The 20,634-nt window shown below is 71.3% G+C and carries 26 protein-coding genes and 1 pseudogene; all 27 read left to right on the forward strand.

Annotated features, from left to right (window positions below; all coding sequences use genetic code 11):
* Positions 1 to 292 precede the first annotated feature (292 nt).
* Positions 293 to 553 carry a hypothetical protein gene (locus ACIGO6_RS27650; RefSeq protein WP_399880925.1) on the forward strand — a complete coding sequence of 87 codons (261 nt, stop codon included), beginning with the start codon at positions 293 to 295 and terminating at the stop codon, positions 551 to 553.
* A gap of 106 nt (positions 554 to 659) precedes the next feature.
* Positions 660 to 908, forward strand: a complete 249-nt coding sequence (locus ACIGO6_RS27655) for a hypothetical protein (RefSeq protein ID WP_399880928.1) — start codon at positions 660 to 662, stop codon at positions 906 to 908.
* Positions 898 to 1,824 carry a hypothetical protein gene (locus ACIGO6_RS27660; protein WP_399880930.1) on the forward strand — a complete coding sequence of 309 codons (927 nt, stop codon included), beginning with the start codon at positions 898 to 900 and terminating at the stop codon, positions 1,822 to 1,824. The genes ACIGO6_RS27655 and ACIGO6_RS27660 overlap by 11 nt, the downstream gene beginning before the upstream one ends.
* A 30-nt stretch (positions 1,825 to 1,854) precedes the next feature.
* A complete protein-coding gene (locus tag ACIGO6_RS27665; RefSeq protein ID WP_399880932.1) occupies positions 1,855 to 2,628 on the forward strand; it encodes a hypothetical protein in 774 nt (257 codons plus the stop codon).
* Positions 2,629 to 2,919: 291 nt separating this feature from the next.
* The gene (locus ACIGO6_RS27670) at positions 2,920 to 3,714 is read left to right on the forward strand and encodes a hypothetical protein (RefSeq protein WP_399880934.1); all 795 of its coding nucleotides are present in this window, start codon (positions 2,920 to 2,922) and stop codon (positions 3,712 to 3,714) included.
* 141 nt (positions 3,715 to 3,855) lie between these two features.
* Entirely contained in the window at positions 3,856 to 4,371 is a 516-nt protein-coding gene (locus ACIGO6_RS27675; protein WP_360965049.1) for a hypothetical protein, read from the forward strand.
* 48 nt (positions 4,372 to 4,419) lie between these two features.
* Complete coding sequence (locus tag ACIGO6_RS27680; RefSeq protein ID WP_399880936.1) at positions 4,420 to 5,163, forward strand: glycosyltransferase family 2 protein; 744 nt, start codon at positions 4,420 to 4,422, stop codon at positions 5,161 to 5,163.
* Positions 5,156 to 6,262, forward strand: coding sequence for a hypothetical protein (locus tag ACIGO6_RS27685; protein WP_399880938.1), 1,107 nt, complete (start codon positions 5,156 to 5,158; stop codon positions 6,260 to 6,262). The genes ACIGO6_RS27680 and ACIGO6_RS27685 overlap by 8 nt, the downstream gene beginning before the upstream one ends.
* Positions 6,263 to 6,300: 38 nt before the next feature.
* A complete protein-coding gene (locus tag ACIGO6_RS27690; RefSeq protein WP_399880940.1) occupies positions 6,301 to 6,759 on the forward strand; it encodes a hypothetical protein in 459 nt (152 codons plus the stop codon).
* Positions 6,756 to 7,946: a hypothetical protein gene (locus ACIGO6_RS27695; protein ID WP_399880942.1), complete on the forward strand. Its 1,191-nt coding sequence runs from the start codon at positions 6,756 to 6,758 to the stop codon at positions 7,944 to 7,946. Before ACIGO6_RS27690 ends, ACIGO6_RS27695 begins: the two co-directional genes overlap by 4 nt.
* Positions 7,947 to 8,897: 951 nt before the next feature.
* Entirely contained in the window at positions 8,898 to 9,395 is a 498-nt protein-coding gene (locus ACIGO6_RS27700) for a hypothetical protein (RefSeq protein WP_399880944.1), read from the forward strand.
* Positions 9,396 to 9,494: 99 nt separating this feature from the next.
* On the forward strand, positions 9,495 to 9,920 hold the full coding sequence (locus ACIGO6_RS27705) for a hypothetical protein (RefSeq protein WP_399880946.1): 426 nt from the start codon (positions 9,495 to 9,497) through the stop codon (positions 9,918 to 9,920).
* A complete protein-coding gene (locus ACIGO6_RS27710; RefSeq protein WP_399880948.1) occupies positions 9,917 to 10,705 on the forward strand; it encodes a hypothetical protein in 789 nt (262 codons plus the stop codon). Before ACIGO6_RS27705 ends, ACIGO6_RS27710 begins: the two co-directional genes overlap by 4 nt.
* The gene (locus ACIGO6_RS27715; protein ID WP_399880950.1) at positions 10,702 to 11,553 is read left to right on the forward strand and encodes a relaxase/mobilization nuclease; all 852 of its coding nucleotides are present in this window, start codon (positions 10,702 to 10,704) and stop codon (positions 11,551 to 11,553) included. Before ACIGO6_RS27710 ends, ACIGO6_RS27715 begins: the two co-directional genes overlap by 4 nt.
* 13 nt (positions 11,554 to 11,566) lie before the next feature.
* Positions 11,567 to 12,268, forward strand: coding sequence for a hypothetical protein (locus tag ACIGO6_RS27720; protein WP_399880952.1), 702 nt, complete (start codon positions 11,567 to 11,569; stop codon positions 12,266 to 12,268).
* Positions 12,269 to 12,293: 25 nt separating this feature from the next.
* The gene (locus ACIGO6_RS27725; RefSeq protein ID WP_399880954.1) at positions 12,294 to 13,058 is read left to right on the forward strand and encodes a hypothetical protein; all 765 of its coding nucleotides are present in this window, start codon (positions 12,294 to 12,296) and stop codon (positions 13,056 to 13,058) included.
* Positions 13,055 to 13,258, forward strand: coding sequence for a hypothetical protein (locus ACIGO6_RS27730; RefSeq protein ID WP_399880956.1), 204 nt, complete (start codon positions 13,055 to 13,057; stop codon positions 13,256 to 13,258). The genes ACIGO6_RS27725 and ACIGO6_RS27730 overlap by 4 nt, the downstream gene beginning before the upstream one ends.
* A 275-nt stretch (positions 13,259 to 13,533) precedes the next feature.
* Complete coding sequence (locus ACIGO6_RS27735; protein ID WP_061915785.1) at positions 13,534 to 13,917, forward strand: hypothetical protein; 384 nt, start codon at positions 13,534 to 13,536, stop codon at positions 13,915 to 13,917.
* Positions 13,914 to 14,717, forward strand: coding sequence for a DUF317 domain-containing protein (locus ACIGO6_RS27740; RefSeq protein ID WP_399880959.1), 804 nt, complete (start codon positions 13,914 to 13,916; stop codon positions 14,715 to 14,717). The genes ACIGO6_RS27735 and ACIGO6_RS27740 overlap by 4 nt, the downstream gene beginning before the upstream one ends.
* Before the next feature lie 29 nt (positions 14,718 to 14,746).
* The gene (locus ACIGO6_RS27745) at positions 14,747 to 15,103 is read left to right on the forward strand and encodes a hypothetical protein (RefSeq protein WP_360965084.1); all 357 of its coding nucleotides are present in this window, start codon (positions 14,747 to 14,749) and stop codon (positions 15,101 to 15,103) included.
* Complete coding sequence (locus ACIGO6_RS27750) at positions 15,094 to 15,915, forward strand: DUF317 domain-containing protein (protein ID WP_399880961.1); 822 nt, start codon at positions 15,094 to 15,096, stop codon at positions 15,913 to 15,915. Before ACIGO6_RS27745 ends, ACIGO6_RS27750 begins: the two co-directional genes overlap by 10 nt.
* A gap of 74 nt (positions 15,916 to 15,989) precedes the next feature.
* Positions 15,990 to 16,514 carry a hypothetical protein gene (locus ACIGO6_RS27755; RefSeq protein ID WP_399880963.1) on the forward strand — a complete coding sequence of 175 codons (525 nt, stop codon included), beginning with the start codon at positions 15,990 to 15,992 and terminating at the stop codon, positions 16,512 to 16,514.
* A 2-nt stretch (positions 16,515 to 16,516) separates the two neighbouring features.
* Positions 16,517 to 16,846, forward strand: a pseudogene (locus ACIGO6_RS27760) (DUF317 domain-containing protein); the annotation flags it as partial.
* A 70-nt stretch (positions 16,847 to 16,916) separates the two neighbouring features.
* Complete coding sequence (locus tag ACIGO6_RS27765) at positions 16,917 to 18,710, forward strand: type IV secretory system conjugative DNA transfer family protein (RefSeq protein WP_399880965.1); 1,794 nt, start codon at positions 16,917 to 16,919, stop codon at positions 18,708 to 18,710.
* Positions 18,707 to 19,165 (forward strand): XF1762 family protein, encoded by a 459-nt coding sequence (locus ACIGO6_RS27770; protein ID WP_399880967.1) that lies wholly within the window; start codon positions 18,707 to 18,709, stop codon positions 19,163 to 19,165. The genes ACIGO6_RS27765 and ACIGO6_RS27770 overlap by 4 nt, the downstream gene beginning before the upstream one ends.
* Positions 19,166 to 19,347: 182 nt before the next feature.
* Entirely contained in the window at positions 19,348 to 19,950 is a 603-nt protein-coding gene (locus tag ACIGO6_RS27775; RefSeq protein ID WP_399880969.1) for a hypothetical protein, read from the forward strand.
* Between the two features lie 196 nt (positions 19,951 to 20,146).
* Entirely contained in the window at positions 20,147 to 20,617 is a 471-nt protein-coding gene (locus tag ACIGO6_RS27780) for a hypothetical protein (RefSeq protein WP_399880971.1), read from the forward strand.
* Positions 20,618 to 20,634: the final 17 nt, after the last annotated feature.

Raw genomic sequence — 20,634 nt, forward strand, 5'->3', positions numbered from 1 at the left:
GGACTCTCGTATCTCCCCGCGTGACCCGGACTTCGACCTGTACGACAACGTCGGCCGCGACGCCGACCAGATCCACGCCGCCCGGTACAACCTCGCCACCCGCGGCGACCTGAAGCGGTGGGCGCGACGCGACGCGCAGCCCTTCCGCGACGCGCATCCGCTGCCGGACCAGCCCTGGCCCGCACCTGATCTCACCCCCTACCTGGACGCCCTCGCCGCGGCTCAGACTCCGGCAGAGATCGAAGCAGTCACCGACCACGTCCTGGACGCCGCCGAACCTGCACTGCGCGCCGTGAGCGACTACCTCGTCGCCGCCGCCCGGTGGCGGCGGGAGAACCGCGGTGCGGCCAAGGGATCTCCCTCAAACCTGCTGATGACGGCGGCCAGCCGGGCGCTGTCGGTCCTGGCCCTCGCCGACGAGGCCGGCCTGAGCAGGCTGCGCGCCGCCTACGACCCGGCTCCCACCTCCGCGACACCGACCGGCGGCCAGCCTGGGGCCAGCGCAGGCGTCCCGCCCGCTCCTCCGTCCCCTGGTACCGCACCCCGCCGATAGCTCTCTTTCTGCGATTCCAGTGCCGCCCGACTCTCGCAAACGCGATCCCGAGGGACCACCACTGTTGATCGACACGGCACCGCCACCGCCTGCACGCGGAGTCCTCTTGAAACGTCCCCCTCACCTGAACGCCACCGAATGGGCCGAATACCAACAACGCCGAGCCGAAGTCGACGACCTCATGGCACAGGTCGCCGACCAGGACGCCCAGATGGAACACGACCTGATCGCCACCCACGACGAGTACGAACTCGGCTTCAGTCAGGAGTCGCAGCCGGTAGTCAGCCCCACTGGACGGACGCCTCCACCGCACCGATCTCCCGCCTCCTCCCGCGGGAGGAACCGTGGCCGCTGACGAAGCGAGCACCCCAGACTCCCGCCGCGTTGCCTCGCTCGCACCGCTTCCCGACCACCGCAATGTGGACACCCCGTGGTGGCAGGAGCTGTGGCGTCGCCACGCGCACATCACCACGCCGCTGCGGGCGCGCGGCCTGCAGTGCGACATCGAGTTCGGCCTCAGCGCCTACATCGTGCGTGTCTCTCTCCCCGACGACAGTTACCTGATCATCGGTCCGCCGCAGGAGCCGTCCTCCGAGCGCCCGCCCGGAGACCCCGAGGGCTGGATCGCGACGCGTGAGCACCCCGACGACCCGTCGCTGTTCGAGGTCCTCTACGACTCGGCCCCCTCCGACGACCCCGGCGCTCCCCAGCGGCCCGAAGCCCGCCACAGCGGCAGCGCCCAGCCCCTGATCGAGGTGATCAACCACCGCCTGGCCAAGCTCGGACTGCTGCCGCACCCCGTCTTGCCCGGCGAAAGCCCACACGTGCACTCAGCCCAGCCGACGCCCCCGCCCCAGGCCCAGGGCGTCCCCGGCACACCCGACGACGCTCCCATCTACGTCTACGGCGACGCGCTGCGCGCTCTGACCGACCGGCTCAACGGAGCGGAGTCGCATGCGGATGCCGCTGCCCTGCTGCACCAGATCCTGGAGCCCACCGACGGCCTGCTGGCGCAGCTCGGCGAGTTCTTCGAAGCAGCCGGGGAGAAGGCCAAGGAAGCGGAGGAGGACGACGGCTTCGACCTGTCGTACGACCTCGCCGACGCCGCCGCCGAGATCCGCAACCTCGGAGAGGTCCTGCACGTGGCCGAGGACAGGATGCGGGCCCTCACTCCGCTCGCGTCGGCACCGCGACTGCCCTCCAGCCCGGCCCGTACACCGTCCCTGCCCCCGCGAGTGCTCCCGCCGGCACAGCCGCGGCACACGCGCTGACCCCGGACCATCGCTTCCCTCCCGGAACACATGACCTCACTCCGCACCGACCTGGCCGCCTTCGCCGTCGGCCTTTCCGCGCGCCTGCCCGGCACCTGGACCAGCCAGTACCAGCGCCACTCGCAGTACGCCGACCAGTTCCCCCGCACCGAACAGCTCTGGGACACCGGCCACGTCGACTACGTCGTCAGCCAGTACGTCCTCACCCACGACGCCGTGCTCCAGGGGCCGGCCGACCAGCGGCTCTACGTGACCGACCGGCCTCGCTACCCGCACCAGTTCGTCGTCGCTGCGCTCGCCCCCGACGGCGCGCGCATCAAGCCCCACCACTTCGCCGGAGTCGCGGAACCCAACGGCATCGCCGTTCCCAAGGACCCCGCGCGGGCGGCAGCACGCATCGCCCGGCGGCTGCTACCCCGCTACGAACAGGCCCTGCGGGCGGTCCTCAACAACGCGGAGCACCAGCCCCAGCCTCCGCACCGGCCCGCCCCACCGCAGGTCGACCAGGTCCTCACCCTGACCCTGTACAGCGACGGAGCCCTCGGCGCACCGTACGAGAGCGTGCCGGTGGATGCCCGCATGACCCTGTACACCCACGGCTTCCAGTACCACCCGCACCAAGCAGCGTTTCTCCTGCCCACCGCCTACGGGGACACCGGTCGTGCCCTTCGCGTCCACTCCGTGGTCCAGCAGCTCACGGCCAAGGGCATCGGCGTGAACCTGCGCCACTCGGCGCCCACCACCTGCGCCGCCCTGCTGCCGGCCTCAGCGAAGGCCGTGTCCCCGCTCCGCCGTACGCGCTGACCCCCCTGCCCCTAGATCCTTGGAGTCTCCATCCGCATCGCCCGCCGCACCCTGCCGCTGTTCGTCGGCGCCGCCTGCCTCGCCCTGGCGCTCACCGGTTGTGCCACCGACAACGATGCTGCCGTCGCCAAGCAGACGCCCAGCGCCAGCAGCGCGCCGCAGCCGGCGCCTGCCCTCAGCGCCGCCCAGGCCCGCGCCGTCATCACCCACTACTCGCAGATCAACAACGAGGCCAACGCCGATCGCAACCGCGCCCTGCTCGGCACCATCGAGGACGGCCCGCTGTACGCCATGTCCGTCTCGGACTACGCCGAGACCGAGGGACTTCCCGCGGCCGACCGCACGCCCTACAAGCCCTGGTCCTACGACACCGCCAGCACCAAGCTGTACATCCCGCGCCTGGCCGCCGGACAGGACCGCTGGTTCGCCGCCGCGCTCTCGGACGACAAGGGCAAGGCCCCCTCGCGTCTGGCGGTGTTCGCCGAACGACCCCAGCACAAGCGCTGGGAGATGGTCTCCGTCGTCGACCTCGACAGCCCGAAACTGCCGGACATCGCACTCGACCACGACGGGTACGCGACGGCCGTCGCCGCCGACGGTAACAAGCACCTCGCCGCCGACGTCGGCGTTCTGCGTGCCGCGGTGCTCGACAACTTCGCCACCGGCGGCACGCACACCGGGACGAAGGTCTTCACGCCGACCACGGCGAGCAAGCGGCAGATCGAGGTCCACGACAAGACCGGCACCCGCTACGGGGACCAGGGCACCACCGTCTTCGCCGGCGCCGACAACCGCTACAAGGACGCCTACGCCCTCAAGACCACCGACGGCGGCGCGCTAGTTCTCTTCTCCCACATGCACACGCAGACCGACGCCGTCGCGCACTCCGGCCTGCAGATCAACCCGGGCAAGGAGGACCGGGCCTGGCTCCACGATGTGCCCCGCACCTCCATCAGGTACACGTTCGTGTGCAACGACGCCGCCACCGTCCCCGCGAAGGCTGCCCCGTCCCGCCTGATCGGCTACACCTGCGCCCGCACCGATGCCTCCGGCCCGCCGGTCCCGTCCTGGTCGGACCTCGTGTAGACGCACCCGCGCGCCACCTGATGGCCGCCGAACATTTCCCGCCCCCTGCTTGCTGCGGAGAGCTCCCTGTCCACTCGCTCCTTCATCGCCCGCCCCACCGTCGGCACGGGCTACACCGGCATCCACGTCCAGCTCGACGGCGTGCCCAGCCACCACCTCCCCCTGCTCCTGGCCGCCTACCAGTACAAGTTCGGACGCGACATCAAGGCCATGTGCCGGCACCTCATCGACGACGTCGCCGTCGGCTGGGACGAACTCGGCACCGATCTCCTCGACGATGCCCCGCCCGCACTCGTGACCGCGCTGACCGGCGGCAACCACTGGCCCAGCCGAACCCTCGACCACCTGGTCACCCCGGACGGCTCGCCGCCGGTACGCATGTCGGTCACCGACGAGACCGCCGATGCGCAGGACATGGAGTGGGGGTACGTCCTGCACAAGGAGGGCGTCGAGGTGATCAGCCTCCTGCACGAGGACATCGGCCCCATCGTGAGCTGGGCCATCGACCCGCGCACCGCCTTCAACGACCACCCGGCGGCCTGGTCCTCCCGCGACTCCCCGCCCGCTATCCGGGCATCACGCAGCACGCCGAGTCCGAGCGCTCCTGCCGCAGCCCCGGCAAAGGCCGGCCCCTCGCGCCCCACCGCCCGCCGCTAGCTTTCCCTCGTCTTCCCGGAGCCTTCCCTGCCCCCGCGCACCACGCCCTTGATCACCGTCGTCATCGCCAGCCGCCTGCGCGAAGACCGGCTCGACTACCTGACCGCCATGCACTCGAGCCTGACCCGGCAGTCCGTGCCGTGGGAGGCCGTGATCGCACTCGACGGTGCCTCGCCCGACCGCCTGCCGGCCCCGCTCGCACAAGATGCCCGCGTTCGCACCCTGTCGCTGCCCCGGCCGGTCGGCGCCGCCTGCGCCCGCAACCTGGCCCTGAACCACGTACGCACCCCGTACACCAACTGGGCGGACGATGATGATGAGTTCACCGACGATGCGATGGCTCTACGGCTGAACACCCTGGAGTCCACCGGAGTCGGCTGGTGTGCCGGCTGGAGCGAGGACCAGCACCCCGACGGCTCGACCACCCTGTGGCGCTGCCCCACGCCGCCCGGCCGGCACGAGGCCGGTGACGTGTGGACGTACTGGAAGTCACCGGCAGACACCATCCCCATCGGGCCGACTACGATCCTCGCCCGCACCGACCTCGTGCGCGCCGCGCCGATGGGCGGCCTCGTCCAGGGCGAGGACTACTGCGCGGCCCTCGGCGTCACCGCTTTCGCGCCCGGGATCCTGCTGCCGGTCCCCGTGTACCGATACCGCAAGTGGAACGGGCAGATGACAGCCCAGGTCGGATACGACCAGCTGGAGGCGGCTGCCCGTGAGCACGCCTGGGCGTACGGCCGCAGCCTGCGTGCCGTCCTGCGCGGCGGCGAGGACCTGGTCCGTGACTGAGGCGCAGATCATCCTGGCGCACAGCCGGGAGTCCGGGATCGTCGCCATCGCCTCGGGCGAGCGGTATGCCTGGGCGCACACCGCCCTCGCGGAGAGCGGCTTCCAGCGGGACGACGAGGGCGTCTGGCACCTGCCCCCGGACGGCACCCAGACCACCGTGGTCGACCTGGTCACGTGCGCGAAGCGGCACCGCACCAGCGTGCACACGAGCAGCCGCCGGTTCATCGGCGACGCCGCCCGCGACCTCGCGCGCCTCCTGCCCGGCCAGTGGCACGCCTCGGTCGAGATCTACTCGCACCCCGCCTGGCAGGAAGACCTCGTCCCCTGGATCTGGGACAGCGGCGAACTCGGCCGCGCCGTCCAGACCGAGCGAATCCCCTACGCCGCGCTCCTCACCGACGCGGTGCAGGGCACCGCGCTGCTGTTCATCGAACGTCCCGGCCGTCAACTCGACTACCTGGTCGGAGCCTTCTCGCCCGAGGGACTGGAAGGGGGCTACGGCGATCCCCACGCCCCGCGCAGCATCGTCCTGCCGCCGGTTGCCAGGCGGGCTGCCCAGGCCCTCACCGGCCGGTACCTCCCCGCCTACGAGCAGGCCGTCCACGCCCGCCAGACGGCGGCCATCGCCGCCGTGCTCGGGGACATCCGTTGCGAGCACGACACCTGGCAGGCCATGAACGCCTCCAGCCGCTACAGCGACGCCACCCCGCTGAGCGCCGCCGCTCTCGGCGCCGCGACGGAGTTGTTCCTCGACCACGCCTGGCGCCGTTTCCTGACCGTCGTCGACCACGCCCCTGCGCTGCTCGACCGGTGCCGACCCACGAGCAGCCCGTGGCCCGACGACGCCGCGGCCCTCTCCCGTCTGGCCGACGCCGTGATCGATGCCGAGACCCTGGTCGACGAGATCGTCCACGGCGGTTTCGTGCCGGAGCAGGAGCGCCGAGCACGCGCGTGGCCGGCCATCGAGACCTGGCTCACTGACGGCGAAACGTTCTTGCGGCAGGCCCGCATCAGCGCACCCCACCGCCGCCCGGCCCTGCCCGTCGCCGCGCCGGCCCGCCCCTTCACCACGGCCCGCCCCGCGCACCGCGGCCCCTGACCCCTTCCGCCCCACGCCCCGAGGAGAACACTGCCCCCTTGCACCCCGGCACCCACTTCGCCTTCGGCGACCACGAGGAACACGGCTTCGTCGCCTCCTTCACCGCGTCTATGCCCGCGCACCTCGCCCACTGGTACCTGGAGCGCGAGCAGTTCGAGCCCGTTCCCGGAGAACCCGGCCTGTACCGGCTCAGCGAGCCCGAGCGCGACGGAGTCCGCCGCACCCGCCAAGCCGTCCACGACCTGCGCCGCCAGGGCTACACCGTGCAGGCCGACATCCGGCTTGACCCGTCCCTCTCGGCCGGACCGGCACACCCCGCCCGGCCCCACGGACTCGAGGAGCGCCGCAGCCGTCTCGCCCAGGCCGCTGCCGGCCGGACGACGCAGCGCTCTACACCGCCCACCACCTCCCCGCCAGCGGCCCGGTCGATCCCGCCGAAACCCACCTACGCTCCGACCGTCCACCTGACGGCCGCGACCGGCGGGCGGTCCCGATGACTCCCGCGAGCAGTCCGGCCCCCGAAGACCCCTTGCCGACCGCTCCCGAACTGGCCAACGCGGCAGGCGACTTCCGTTTGCGGCTGGCGGTCATCGACCGCGAGACCGAGGCCGCGCTCGATAGGACACGCGACCGCTACGGTCGTACCGTTAACGCGGGCGCCGCGGCTGCCGCACGAGCCCACCGCGACAAGGCCGCGGTGGAGGCGTACGCCGCCCACCTCGCCCCGCACGCCGAGGCTCTCCTCGATGCCGCCCGCCTGGTGCTCGATGAGCTGCCACCCGCTCGGCACCTGGCCGGGTGGCGGGCCGTCCTGGACGGCCTGGCCGTTTCGGCCGCCGAGATCCGCCGGGCGCTCGACCGGCCAGCCGCCCCCGGTTCCCCGGCCGCGCGCGCTCAGCACGCGGCCCTGTGGCCGCACCTGGCCGCCTGGGCGGACCACGGCTCCATCGCCAGCAACCTCGCCGACCAGCAGGGCGGCCAGCACCACAAAGCTCCGCTGACCGACGAGGAACAGCAAATGTGGACCAAGAAGGCCCAGGCCGCGCAAAGGCGCGGCGAGCTGGAGCTGACCGAGTCGTGGTACGCCGCCGACGGGCAGCCGATCACCCTCGCCTATTTGGTCGAGGATGACGACTCGACGGTGGTCGCGCTGCGCGGCGACCCGGACGCACCGGGCTGGCAGGTTGTCGGGCACTACGCCCACGAGTACGAGGCGGGCAAGGTGCTGCCCGCTCCGGTTCCGCCCGGCGTGCTGCGCGCGGACGTCTCCCGGTTCAACCGCCCGGCACCGGTTCCGGAGGGGTCCCTGCAGGACCTCATCCGCGATGTCGTCGAAGGCCACAGTGCCGGTGACGCCTCCAATGCGCTTCTCAGCGCTGTCCAGCGCGGCTATGACGCCGGCCCGATGGTCCGCCTGCAGGAACTCCTTGAGACCAGCGGCCAGTTCGCCAGCGCCCTGGAGACCGTGCAGTGCCGCCAGATCGCCGCCCGCCTGGCAGCGCTGAGCCGGCAGATCGAGTTCCTCACCCGCGAAGTCGAAGAGGCGGCCGAGGACCTCGGCGCGACCGTCGCCGTCCTGCCCCCGCACCGCACCCCCGTGCTGCGCACCCGTCCGCGCCCCGCCGTGGACACCACACCGCCCACGCCGCCACCCCGCGCCAGCACCACCGCCCGACACCGCTAAGCCCATGTCCCACCTGGTCTTGACGAACACGAGCCCATGGAGCAGTACGCGATCAACCTTGCCCTCGCAAAATACGAGCACGATCGTGAGCTGTCTTGAGCGCCCACGGCCTAGGGGCGGCCATGCCAGCCGCCCCGGAGCAGCGCGGCTACTACTGACGCTTACTCACATGTGACACGGCGTCATGCCGGCGCCGTAGGTGAAGGCAAGGACGGCCCCGCCAGAAGCGACGGCGGTGAGGGCAGGCTGCCCCAGAACAGCGGAGCCGATCCCCGCAACCAGCCCAGCGATGACGGATACCAGCGCAACGACGACAACGTGATACACGCGGTGGTCACAGGTAGAAATGGTGGCAGACAAGTAGGGCCCTCCCATACTCCGTCGGAGCGCCGGCACCTGAATCAGGGCAGGGTGCATCCTGCGCTGGATTCACGTCACAGCGTCGCCGCCCAGCGGGCGTCGCGATAGGGAAGCGCCGGCCAGGCGCGCCTATCGCTCCTCGGATGGAGCGCCGTAGCGGTTGGCCATCATCACCGATGCACCATGCCTTTCAAGGATCTCGTCGACCACGTCCATAGTAGCCAACCCCACTGACACACAGACAAGTTGGTGACCTCGGGGAAGCCCAAGCGCCGATCTGCAGCGACTCCCACTTACCTGGTCTTCACGCGCGAAGCCTCGTTGCAGGCACTGGTGGCCGTGCTCCTGGCCAAGCGTCCCGCCCGCCGCACTGCCCTCGCCGGACACCTCGCCAAGCAGCCGCTCGCCGACCCGGCGCTCCCTGGCACCGGCGCGGCCTTCGCTCTCACCGTCCTTCTCGCCGCGCGCCGACGTCTGGGCCCCGCGGGCAGTCGCGGTGCGGCTGGCGCCGGTGCCTGCTCCGAGGCCGGCATAAGACGCCCTGATCAGGGCGCAACCCCCACCTTGCAACCCCTTTGAGGAGATCGAATTATGGCTGTTCGTAGGCACTGGACCGTGGAGCACCCCTGCTCCCACCGCGTGGATCATGACCTGTCCAATCGCCCTGCCGACAAGCGGGCAGGCTTCGCCCGCTGGCTCGCGTCGAAGGACTGCACCGACTGCTGGAAGGCGGCGCGCGACGCCGACACCGGGTCCAAGGAGGAGTGGCTCGCGGCCAAGCGGGCCGAGGAGCAGGAGGCAGCCCTCGCGTGGGCGAAGCAGTTCGACATGCCGCAGTTGGAGGGCCCGGCCAAGGCCCTGGACTGGGGCGAACGCTCCCGCCACCAGCTGATGACATCCGCGCACACCGCGCTCGTCATCGAGGGTACGTGGGACGAGGCGGACTGGGCGGAGCTGGAGGAGAAGGCCCGCGCCATCACCCGTGCCGGATGGTGGATCGACCAGCGCGACGCCGAAGGCACTGACCTGCTCGAACTCCTCGACGCAGCCAGTGAGGCGGACCGCGGGACGGAGAACCCGTTCCACTGACGGCTGGGCAACATAGCCGGATAACGCCGGTTAGCCAAACCGGCGTTCCTCCGGACTATTGATGCTCCCACCCCGCCAGCACTTGCGTGGAAGGAACTCATGTCCCAGCTTCCGCCCACCTCGGCGTTCGCACCGACGCCCGACCCGCTCACCCCCGATCGAGACATCACCCACGCCCACTTCCAGGCCGGTGACACTGTCGTCGTCCTGAAGGGGATGGCCGGCGGAGAACTGTGGGGCGATGCGATGCGCGTCGTGGCCCCGTCCTGGCACACCCCGACCGACGAGGACGGCTGGCGGCTGCGTGATGCGACCGGCGGCGCCCAGTCCTACGTCACCGCCCACCCCCGCTACCTCGTGCACCTCTCGCGCCGCTGCCCGGACTGCCTGATCTACCTGCGCGCCATGGAGGATGCCCTCTTTACGCGGTTCGCCGACCGCGACGATCTGATCGACTGCGGCTGGTACACCACCACCGCCCTGGGCCAGCTCGTGCACATCGCGGACATCCGGAGTGGCCGATGACTTCCCCCACGCACCGTCCCGGCCGTTCCGCCGCGCTCGACAGAGCCAGGGCCCGAGCCACCGCATCTCCGGTCGATTCTTCCTGGCCGCTTCACCTGGCCGAAGACCTCCGCGACATCGAGGCCGACTGGAGAACTTCGGCCGAGGTGTGCGCGGATGCTGCCTGGGCGGCACGGTCGGCCGGCCACAGCGTCCTGGCCCTGCTGTCCCCGCAGGACGTCACCGCAATGGGCCTTGACCCGATCACCGCCCGCACCTTGGCTCATCTGTACCTGAGCGCCCTGCGGTTCGACTTCCGCTGCCCCACCCTCCAACGCCTCGTCGAACAACTCGCGGAAACCGCGCGTCAGCCGCTGGACTGCTACACCCGGGCCTTGTACGCCTTCGCGCTGCTGGGCCAGTCCCGCCCGGAGGGCCTGGCGGTCATGGACGAGGTCCTCGCGAAGGCCGGGCAGCACACCAAGACCCTGCACGTCCTGCTGCACGGGCTGTGGCTCGGCCAGGACCTGGACCAGGGCGCGGAGCGTCTCCTGGCCCTCAGCTCCCGACCGGCCCTCGCCACCGGCAGCGACCCGATCGTCCTCTTCCGCGTGGCGGGTGCCCTGCGCCGGCTGGGCCGGTACGACGAAGGGCTGGGCGCCATCGACAGGGCGATCGACTGTCTCCCTCCGGGGGACACCTCGGTGCACGCCGACCTGGTCCGCGAGCGCTCCCTGCTCTGCACAGCCCGCGACCTTCATCAGCACCGGCCGCCCACCCGCACGTCGAGCGGGGTGCCGTCATGATCCCCCGCCTGCACGCGCGGACCCACTCGCCGCGCGACCCGCTCGCCGAGGCACTCGGGCGGCCCCTTTCCCCGAACGAGGGTCTGACGAAGTACACCATCGTCGCCCACTGGCCGGACCTGGACTACTACACCCCCAACGACGAGCAGAGAACCTGGACATCCTCTCAGTGGGCCGAGCACCTCGAAGATCCCTACCTGGAGTATCCGTTCACTGCCAGTGCGGACGACGACCGACGGGCGATCCTCCATCTCGACATCCGCCTCCACCCGGACGACCGGGAGCTGACCGGTCCCGAGTGGGCCGAAACCGCTCACCGGTTCGCGCGAGCCGCCGGTATCGAGATACCCGGCGCCGCGGAGCACGGCTGGCGGTGGATCGCCGTCCAGGCACAGCCCGGGCGCCTGGACCTGATCGCCAACCTGATCCACCTCGACGGCACCTGGCGCACCCCGCCCTCAGACATACTGCGGCGCCTTGCGGACGAGGCACGCCGCATCGAACAGGACCTCAACTTGATCCCCGCCCGCACCGGACCCGCGACACGCCCCGCTGTCCGTACGGCGCCCACCGCATCCGCGCAGTTCGCGAGCGTCCTTACGCAGCTCGCCGACGAGCAGGCCGGCCCGCTGGCCACGGTCCGCGGACTGATCGAGCACACCGCTCACCGCATCGCCCGCCAGCCCGGAGCCGCCAGCACCGAAGCAGCACACGGTCTGGAGCTGATCGCCCGCCGGCTCCACGCGATCCAGCAGGACCTGGACACCACCGCGGCCCACCTGGTCCGCCGGTCCCGGATCGCCGCCGCACCGCCCGTAGCCCGGCACACCGCCCACAGATCTCCGTAGGAGCAACGCCTTCTTGCCCCATACCGGCCGCTTCATGGACATCCGCCGCGACTCGAGCTCCAGCGAACTCCTCGCGCGCGGCGGCGACTTGGAGGCACACAGCATTCTCCAGCGCGCGGGACTCATCGCGGTCGTCCGCCTCCACGAGACCTACCACCGCGCCCCCGCCGGCCTCACCGAGGACGACGAGTCCCGTCTCGCCACCGATGCCGTAGCGCGCCTGCGGGCTGCCGGGTACCACGTCGACTGCGACGAACCTTTCGACACCGACGCCCGCCCCGCGCGCTATCCCACGCTCGGTACCTCGGTCTCCCACCTCGCCGAACGCCTGCGCGAAGCCACCGACACCGCCGAGGCAGCCGACATCCTCACCGCACTCACCGCGCCCCACGACGGCATCCTCGCCGGGTTGGAGGAAACCCTCGGCGCTCTGGCGGAGTTCTTCGACGGACTCGGCAACGCGACCGATCCGCACACCGCCCGGCGCCTGCGCTACCTCGCCGACGAATACGTCCGCGTCATCCACTCCGACCTCGCGTACACCCGCGAACGGCTGGCCGACCGGCACGCCCCTCACCCCGGCCGCCGCCCCTGCGCCGAGCAGGTGCCCGACCACGAGCCCGAACGCTCCGCCGTGTGCGCCTGCCCACCCCCGCCGCGTGCACTGCCGGCCCCGGCACCGCCGCCCGTCGGTGCCACCCGCCTGCGCCGCTGAGCCCCTGCAACTGCCCAAGGACACCATGCACGACCACGACACCTCCGAGCACCTCGCCTCGTACGCCGACGTCCTCGCCGGTGAACTCCCCGATACCTGGACCAGCACGCACCTGACAGCCGACGCCAAAGACGACCTCGCCGAACTCGCCGACCGGATCTGGGACCTGGACCTGGTCGCCGCCTCCCTCGCCGAGCACCCGCTGACGCAGGCAGCCGTCCTCAGCCGCCCCGACGGCGCCCAGCTCGTCCTCCTGGACCGGCGCGACGGACGCGACGGCTTCCTTCTCACCGCCGTCGCCCCGCGCGCCCTGCCTGACGAGGCGTACCGGGCTGTCCCTGAGCCCAACGGCGTCGCCCTGGCAGACGACCCGTTCCTGAGTGCCGAGCAGGTCGCTGGCGATCTGCTCGCCCGCTACGACCGTGCGCTCGCACAGGTCCGGCACAACGCCCTGGGTGGCATCCAGCCCTCCCAGCCGGACCGGATCGTCCTGACCTGGCAGCCGGACGGCAGCGTCGCCACCGCCACCGCCCCCGCCGACGACCGGGCCGGCACGATCCTCGTCGCCCACGGCTTCATCCAGGACCCGCAGAGCGGCATCTACCGCCTGGGTGGTGACGACACCCAGGTCCAGGCCCGCGCCCTGCGCGAGATCGGCCCGCGCCTCGACGCGCTCGGCATCGGTACCGCCCTCCAGCACCCCGCCGGACGAACCGCGCCTACCTCAGCCCCGGCATCCATGCCGCCGACCCCGTCCGGCACCCGTACGCCAACCGCCAGGACTCGATGAACCAGGCGGAGGCCGACCTGGGCATCCCCTCCCTGCTCCTGACCGGTTATGACGTCAAGTGCACGCCCGGCGTCTTCGACGAAGCCACCTACCGGCGGGCCATGCACGGCCTCCGCACCAGAGCGGCCCGTCCCGCAGCGCAGCAACCGGCACCGGACGGTTCCCCGTCGCACTCCGCACCGGCCCGCTGTACCCCGTAAGACGCCCGAGCGGCCCCGGCACCACGCCGGGGCCGCCCAGCACACCGCCCGACTCCCGGAGAAACCCGTAGCACCCCGCACACCCCCACCGATCAGCAACCGGCTCAAGCCCCGGCTCGCCACAGCCCTGTTCCGCCGCTATCTGCGCGCTTGCATACCGACCGGTCCCGACCACACCTCCCCGCTGACCGGCGCCCGCCCGGGGGGCGTCCTCACCGAGTCACAGCGCGTCGGGCAGCGCCACCACCACTGACCGTTCACCGCCCCGGAGGAGCATGTCCCACCCCGCCCCCTATCCGGTGAGACTGGCCGACGAGATCACCCGCCAGCTCGGCCAGCTCGCCGACCACCTCTCGCAGCTTCCCCCGCCCCAGGCCGCGCAGGTCATCGCCCGCGTTCTCGACCCGGACGCCGGAGTCCTCGGCGGCGTCACTCACCTCGTCGCCACCGGAAGCGTGTTCGCCAAGGACCAGGCAGAGCGCGGCGCGCTCCCCGCGGAGGTGTGGCTCGCTCTGGGCCGTGCCTCGAACGAACTGCACGACATCACCCTCGACCTGGACGAACACAAGGACGCCCTGGCGCACGTCAGCACCCAGCCCGCCACCACCGAGGCGAAGCGCCCAGTGCCCGCACCGCTCGTGGTCCGGCGGCGCCGGTGAAGAAAAAGCAGTGGCAGGGCTGGGGGCCCGGCGAGCAGGCCGAGCAGCACTACCTCGTCCAGCCCCGTGCCCTGGCAGGCGGCGGCGACGTCCGGCACGTCTCGGAGTTCCTGCGTGCCTCGGGCTGGCGGGACAAGTCCAAGACCGGCGGCCCTTTGTTCATGGAGAGCCCGGACCGGACCGTCCGCGTCGCCTACGACCCTTACGTCCTTCCCGGCGGCTGGACCATCCACGGCCGGGCAGACGGGGCCAGCGGCGAGTGGTCGGCGCACCTGGGCCGTCAGGCCCCGGTGGAGATCGTCGCCGGCCTGATCGACGCCCTCACCCGTCCCCGCTCCGCACACGCCCCCAACGTCTGGGCTCCGCTGCAGGAACAGAACTGGCACACGCGTTTCGATGGCGAAAACTACGTGGCGACCAGCCCCGACAGCACCGCGTGGATGCAGTACGGCCAGAACCCCGACGGCACGGCGATGTGGTGGAGCGGAGCGCAGGACAAGCAGGGCAATGGCTGGACGGCCCACTTCACGCCGAACACCCCGATGCACCTTGTGCAAGCCTTCTCCACCGAACTCGCCAGCCCCGACCCCGTGATGCGCCCACGCGGACGCGTCCCGCACAGCGCGCAGATCCGCACCTGGTCGGTATCCGTCGAGCCCTCCCAGCTCAGCGCCTGGCAGCAGGCCCGTATCACGGCCGCCCGGGCCGCCACCTGGGCCCGCAACAGCGCCCGAAGCACCAGACCGCGCACCACCGCCCGCGCCCACGCCGCCGCCGACGGCGCACGAACCCGCCGCTGACCACGACACTCACCACCCCGAGGAGCCCGATGCCCGCACTCACCCCGGACACCATCCGCGCCGCGACCGACACCCTGTGCCGTCTCACCGAATACCTGCGCGAGAACCCCGACCCCAAGGAGGCGCTCGCTCTCGTCGAGCCCCTCCTCGACGAATACACCGGCCTGCCCATCCAGCTCGGTGACACCCTGCGCGCCCTCGCCCGCGCCGTACAGAGCCACCCGAACACACCGCGCAGCGAGAAGATCAGTGATCTGGTCACCGAGCTGCGTACCGCGGCGTGGGTGCAGACCGACCAGTACATGCTCCACTACGTCCTGGACGAGCTGCGCAAGGTGATCGGCAGCGCCGCCGCGAGTGAGCCGGGGTGCGGTCGGTGCCGCTGAGCGAACGGCAGCTCGCCGGGTTCGCCGACAAGCACGCCTGGCGGATCCCCTTCGACACCAGCCCCCGCCATCTCGCCGGCCCCGGGGATGCCCGCCACGTCACCCACGGCTTGGCCGCCGCCGGATGGAGCGCCGTCTCCGACCCTTTGAGTGCCGAGATCGTCCTGCGCAGTCCCGACCTTCGCCACAGCCTCCAGTTCGACCCGCAGTCCGCCACCTCTGCGTGGTGGCGGCTGCGGGCCGAGCCCACCGACACCGAGCCCGGCTGGTACGCCGAGTTCGGTGAACTCGTGCCCGCCGAGGTCCTCGCCGGCTTCACGGACGCCCTCATCGCCCCGCCGCCACAACAGCCAGACCCGTGGCAGCCGGTGACCTCGGCGGGCTGGCACCGCGACTCGGATGGTACGGCGCGCTCGCCGGACTCCATGTGCCACATCGAACTGCGCCCGTTGAGCGAATTCAGTGGCCGGTCGTCCTGGCACGTTGAGACCTGCGAGCCCGGCGACGGGCAGTTCCCCGGCCCGCGCATCTGGCACGCCTACTTCGACGAGGACGTCCCCGCCCACCATGTCGGATCGTTCCTCACCGCGCTGGCCGACCGCAGCCCGCTCCAGCGCGGCATGTACGACCGCACCGGCCACTACAGCGCCGTGCAGGAGCCCAGCCCGCTGCGCCCGCAGCAGGTGGTCGACGCCCACACCGCCCGTATCGAGTCGCTCCGTGCCCGGGCACGCTCCGCCCGCAGGCAGCAGACGAAACCCGCACCGACCCCGGCAAAGGCCCACACCGCCCAGCCGGCCGCCCGCCGCTGAACCGGCAGGACCCCTTTCCCATTTCCGCCGATCACCGCGCCCACCGCGCCCTCCTCCGTCACCTCGACCATTACGTGAGCGACAGCAAGAAGATCCTCGACGCCTGGGACGCCTACTCCGACGAACACACCGACCTCGACGGCTGGCCCTACGACGACCACGCCTACGGAAGGCGCGCGAGCCAGCGCGACGCCGACACCGCCGAGGCGTTCGAGCCGCTCCGGTACGGCGCCCGTCACCTGCTGGCCACGGCCGAAACGCAACTGGCCCACCTGCCTGAGACCAATGTGCAGAGCCGCTGGGTCTACCAGCTGGGCGTCCTGCGCGACGCACTCGACCGACTCGACGAACTGCACAAGCAATGGCTGGTCACCCGCGACGCCCTCCCCGCCACCGCCAAGCCCGGCACCCCGGACTTCGACGACGCACTCGCAGAACATCACACCGAATCGTGGAGCTACCTCGACGACTGGGGCACCCACGGCAAGGCGCTCCGCGAGATCAACACGGCCGCCCGCAAAGCCCCTTCACCCCTGGCTCCCACACCGACACCGGCCCCGGCCACCGGGCCCGACCGGCGAGCTGCGGCACGGAAGTGAGCATGCCCCCGACCCCCGAGACCGTCGAGGTCGACTTCATCACGCCGCGCCACCTGGCCGGCGGCGGTGACCCAGCCTGGATCACCGTCCCCCTGCACCGTGCCTGCGGCTGGAGCCACGGCAACGACGCCCTGATGCCCCACGTCCTGCTCTCCAGCCCGGACCAGAAGGCACTCCTGCGCCTGGAACCCGACCCCGACGGACAGTGGTGGACCCTCAACCATGCGGCGGAGGCGGACCGGCCCGCCTGGTACGCGAGTTTCGGCGCCCGCACCCCGGTCGAACTCATCGCCGCCTTCAGCGACGTCCCGCCGGCAACTCCAGGCCCGCCGCGCCAGCCGCTGGCCAGGAACAGCCGCAGCCGCTGAATGCCCCGCCCCCGCCCGGAAGGCACGTAACTCTTTGCCCCCCACCTCCTCCAACAGTTCCACCGACGGGTACGACATCGTCCTGCGCCTCCTGATCGGCCTGGCAGCCGTCGTCGTCCCCCTGTCCCACCTCGCCTGGCTGTCCGGCAACATCACCGCCTACCTCACCGGAGCCGGCTGGGCGCCGTACCAGCCGACCACCGCCCTGCTCCACCCCCAGCGCCTCTGGCCCCACGCGGGAGAAACATCCCTGCTGATCGGGGCACGCATCGTGCCCGTTCTCCTCCTCCTGACGCTCGGGACAACAGCGGGCATCCTGTGGGCCCGGCACAAGAACCGCAGCGGCGGCCGGAAGAAGAAGATCACCGGCATGGCCAAGGCCCGGGACATCGAACCGCTGATGGCCAAGGCGATCAGCGACAAGGCCCGCTCCCTGCGCCCGAGCCTGAAGGACGCCAAGCACATCGATGCCCGCGACACCGGCATCCTTCTCGGCAACCTTCAGGGCACCAAGCAGGAGATCCGCATGGGCTACGAGGACGTGGCCGTCGCCATCATGGCGCCCCGCTCCGGCAAGACCACCTCACTCGCGATCCCCTCCATCCTCGCCGCGCCCGGCCCGGTCCTGCTGACCTCGAACAAGGCCGCCGGCGATGCGTTCACCGCCACCTACGACGCCCGCGCCGCGGTGGGACGGGTGTGGTCGATGGACCCGCAGCAGATCGCGCACGCCGCACGCGAGATGTGGTGGAACCCCTTGGCGGACGCCAAAACCCTCGACGGCGCCGGGCGGCTGGCCGGCCACTTCCTCGCCGCCTCCGTGGACGCCTCCCAGCAGGGCGACTTCTGGTCCAAGGCCGGATCCAACATCCTCGCCCAGCTCTTCCTCGCCGCGGCCCTGGACGAGCGGCCGATCACCGACGTCATGCAGTGGCTGGCCTTCCCCGCCGACCGCACCCCGCTCGACATCCTCCGCGACCACGGGTTCACCGCCGTCGCCGCCCAGCTAAAGGGCACCGTGGAAGGACCGCCGGAAACACGGGACGGCATCTACGAAACCGCCCGCCAGTACGCCGCCGCGCTGCTCAACAGCGAGATCGCTGCCTGGGTCACCCCGCAGAAGAACGTCCCCGAGTTCAAGCCGTCCGCGTTCGTCACCTCCACCGACACCCTCTTCCTGCTCAGCAAGGACGGAGGCGGCGGAGCCTCGGCGCTGATCGCCGCATGCGCGGATTCGGTGATGCGGGCCGCGACCGCCCAGGCCGAACGCGCCGGCGGACGCCTCGACCCGCCCATGCTCGCGATCCTCGACGAAGCCGCCAACGTCTGCAAGATCAGCGACCTGCCGGACCTGTACTCCCACCTCGGGTCGCGCGGCATCATCCCCATCACGATCCTGCAGTCCTATCGCCAGGGTCAGAAGGTCTGGGGGGACGCCGGCATGGACGCCATGTGGTCCGCCTCGACCGTCAAGGTCATCGGCTCCGGTATCGACGACCCCGACTTCGCCGACAAGCTGTCCCGCCTGATCGGCGACCACGACGTCGAGACCACCTCGACCTCGCACTCCGAGTCCGGCAAGTCGACCTCGGTGTCGATGCGACAGCAGCGGATCCTTCCCGCCGACGAGATCCGCGCCCTGCCCAAGGGCACGGCCCTCTGCTTCGCCACCGGTCTGCGCGCCGCCATGCTCGACCTGCGCCCGTGGTACCAAGAGCCCGGCGCGGCAGAACTGTCCGCGGCGTCCGACCGCGCATCCAAGGCGATCACCGCCCGGGCCATCGCCAAGCACGCACCGGTCCAGTCCGACTTCGGGCCCGCCGCGTGAGCGAATCGCGCCTGCACCTGGTGCCCGTCCGCTCTCGGGACGCCAAGGAGTTCGTCCGCCTCTGGCACCGGCACCACCCGCCGACCGCCGGACAGATCTTCTCCCTCGGGGTCGCCGACGAGGCCAACATCCTGCGCGCCGTGGCCGTGGTCGGCCGCCCTGTCGCCCGCCACTTGGACGACGGCACCACCCTCGAAGTCACCCGCACCGCCAGTGACGGCACACGCAACGCCAACTCCCTGCTCTACGGAGCTGCTTGGAGAGCGGCCAAAGCGCTCGGATACCGGCGGCTGATCACCTATACGCAGGCAGGGGAGAGCGGAGCCTCGCTGCGCGGCGCGGGGTGGCGCATCCTGACCCACCCTCCTCCAAGGCCGGGCTGGCACACGCCGTCCCGGCCGCGGACGGACCGCGGAACCTCGCAGATCGCTCGCACACTGTGGCAAGCGCCCTGACAGGACACGCTCATCGGCACCTACGCATCCCACGAACGCGACGACATGACGTCCGTCAGCAGCGCTGGACGCGGTCATCGCCGCGGCCGTCCCGCTCAGCAGGCGCGGTACCACCACGTGCAGGCTCGCCGGGCCCGCTGAAACAGCCAGCAGATCCCGTTTCCCCGATCCCCTGGACCACCGTGTCTCTTTTGGACTTCCCCGATGTGTTCATCGGGTCCACCGACGACGGGCACACCTTCATCGTCATCAACCGCCGCATCCGCGATGCCGACCGGCTGCTGACCGAGGCCGGGTTCCTCGCCCGGGAGCACCTCGGCCGCACGCTCTACCTGCTGCCGCCGGGCACTGCCCAGGACGCGCACGAGCGTGCCGGGATCGCGATGTACGGGCTCCTGGCCCACACCCACGACCTGGTCGATCTCTGCTGGACGACCCGCTGGAGCCCCGACAGTCCCGTCGCCGATCCGGAGATTCGCTTCCACTTCAGTGCCGGCACCGTGGCGGTGACGGCCAGGACCGCCGCCGCCCGTTCCCTCCTGGAGCAGCACGGCTTCACCCCGGTGGCGAACGGCTCTTCCTATCGCCCGCCGGACGGGCTGGACGAGCGCGGCCTGCTCGGCGCCGTGACAGCTGCCGAAACCCACGCCTACACCCACGGTCTCGGTGTCCGCGTCGACCTCGGCATCCCCACGCCGGCCGACATCCCTCCCGCTCCCCGCCGCCCGTCAGCTGCCGCCGCCCGCACACCGACCACGCCTTCGACCCGCCGTCACACCCGTTGACCCCCACGCGGGTGGGGTCGGGGTGTGAACGATCGTCGAGCCGCGGTCAGGGGCGCGCGGCGGTACACAGCTTCGCACTCCAGCCGTTGACCGCTATCCCTCTTGGAGTCTTGCCACGTCATCCGAGACCCCGAGCGCGCATGACCTTGCCTGCGCGCTTGTCGACCAGATCCACCCCGGCGCCGCTCCCCGTGATGTGACCGTCAGCTTCAGCGTCCGCCGACAGGCGGCAGCCAAGTACGACCACGGCTCCTGCGGCGGCCCCGTGACGATCTTCGCCCAAGCCCTGCACGCCCAGCTCTACGGCCTTCCCACGGACGACGATGCGCTGCCTACCGCCCTCGACGCGCTCCTGCAGGCCACCCACACCGCGACCGCCCCCGAGCAGCAGACCGCGATCCTGCAACAGCTCGCCGAGCAGCTGCGCAACGCCACCGAGATCATCCAGCGCTACCAGTACCAGGCTCAATGGGACCGGCTCCCCGACAGCGTCGCCGAGCAGCTCCGGGAGGCCCACGACCAGGCTCAGCAGGTCACCAAGATCCTCGACGCCGTCGCACCCGCTTTCAGCAGCCAGCCCGCCGCGCCCGTGCCGCCTGCCGCGCAACCGCGCCACACCGCCAGCCCACCCGCGCCCACGACTCCACCGGCCGGGCGCCGCCGCTGACCTCCGGCGATAGCCCA

This window comes from Streptomyces sp. NPDC053750, assembly GCF_044544295.1.
Taxonomy (GTDB): domain Bacteria; phylum Actinomycetota; class Actinomycetes; order Streptomycetales; family Streptomycetaceae; genus Streptomyces.

Bases quoted from the DNA above. Each gene is read 5' to 3' on its own strand.
- ACIGO6_RS27665 (WP_399880932.1), top strand. From the start codon at position 1,855: ATGACCTCACTCCGCACCGACCTGGCCGCCTTCGCCGTCGGCCTTTCC.
- ACIGO6_RS27670 (WP_399880934.1), top strand. From the start codon at position 2,920: ATGTCCGTCTCGGACTACGCCGAGACCGAGGGACTTCCCGCGGCCGAC.
- ACIGO6_RS27695 (WP_399880942.1), top strand. From the start codon at position 6,756: ATGACTCCCGCGAGCAGTCCGGCCCCCGAAGACCCCTTGCCGACCGCT.
- ACIGO6_RS27700 (WP_399880944.1), top strand. From the start codon at position 8,898: ATGGCTGTTCGTAGGCACTGGACCGTGGAGCACCCCTGCTCCCACCGC.
- ACIGO6_RS27705 (WP_399880946.1), top strand. From the start codon at position 9,495: ATGTCCCAGCTTCCGCCCACCTCGGCGTTCGCACCGACGCCCGACCCG.
- ACIGO6_RS27710 (WP_399880948.1), top strand. From the start codon at position 9,917: ATGACTTCCCCCACGCACCGTCCCGGCCGTTCCGCCGCGCTCGACAGA.
- ACIGO6_RS27715 (WP_399880950.1), top strand. From the start codon at position 10,702: ATGATCCCCCGCCTGCACGCGCGGACCCACTCGCCGCGCGACCCGCTC.
- ACIGO6_RS27725 (WP_399880954.1), top strand. From the start codon at position 12,294: ATGCACGACCACGACACCTCCGAGCACCTCGCCTCGTACGCCGACGTC.
- ACIGO6_RS27730 (WP_399880956.1), top strand. From the start codon at position 13,055: ATGAACCAGGCGGAGGCCGACCTGGGCATCCCCTCCCTGCTCCTGACC.
- ACIGO6_RS27735 (WP_061915785.1), top strand. From the start codon at position 13,534: ATGTCCCACCCCGCCCCCTATCCGGTGAGACTGGCCGACGAGATCACC.
- ACIGO6_RS27745 (WP_360965084.1), top strand. From the start codon at position 14,747: ATGCCCGCACTCACCCCGGACACCATCCGCGCCGCGACCGACACCCTG.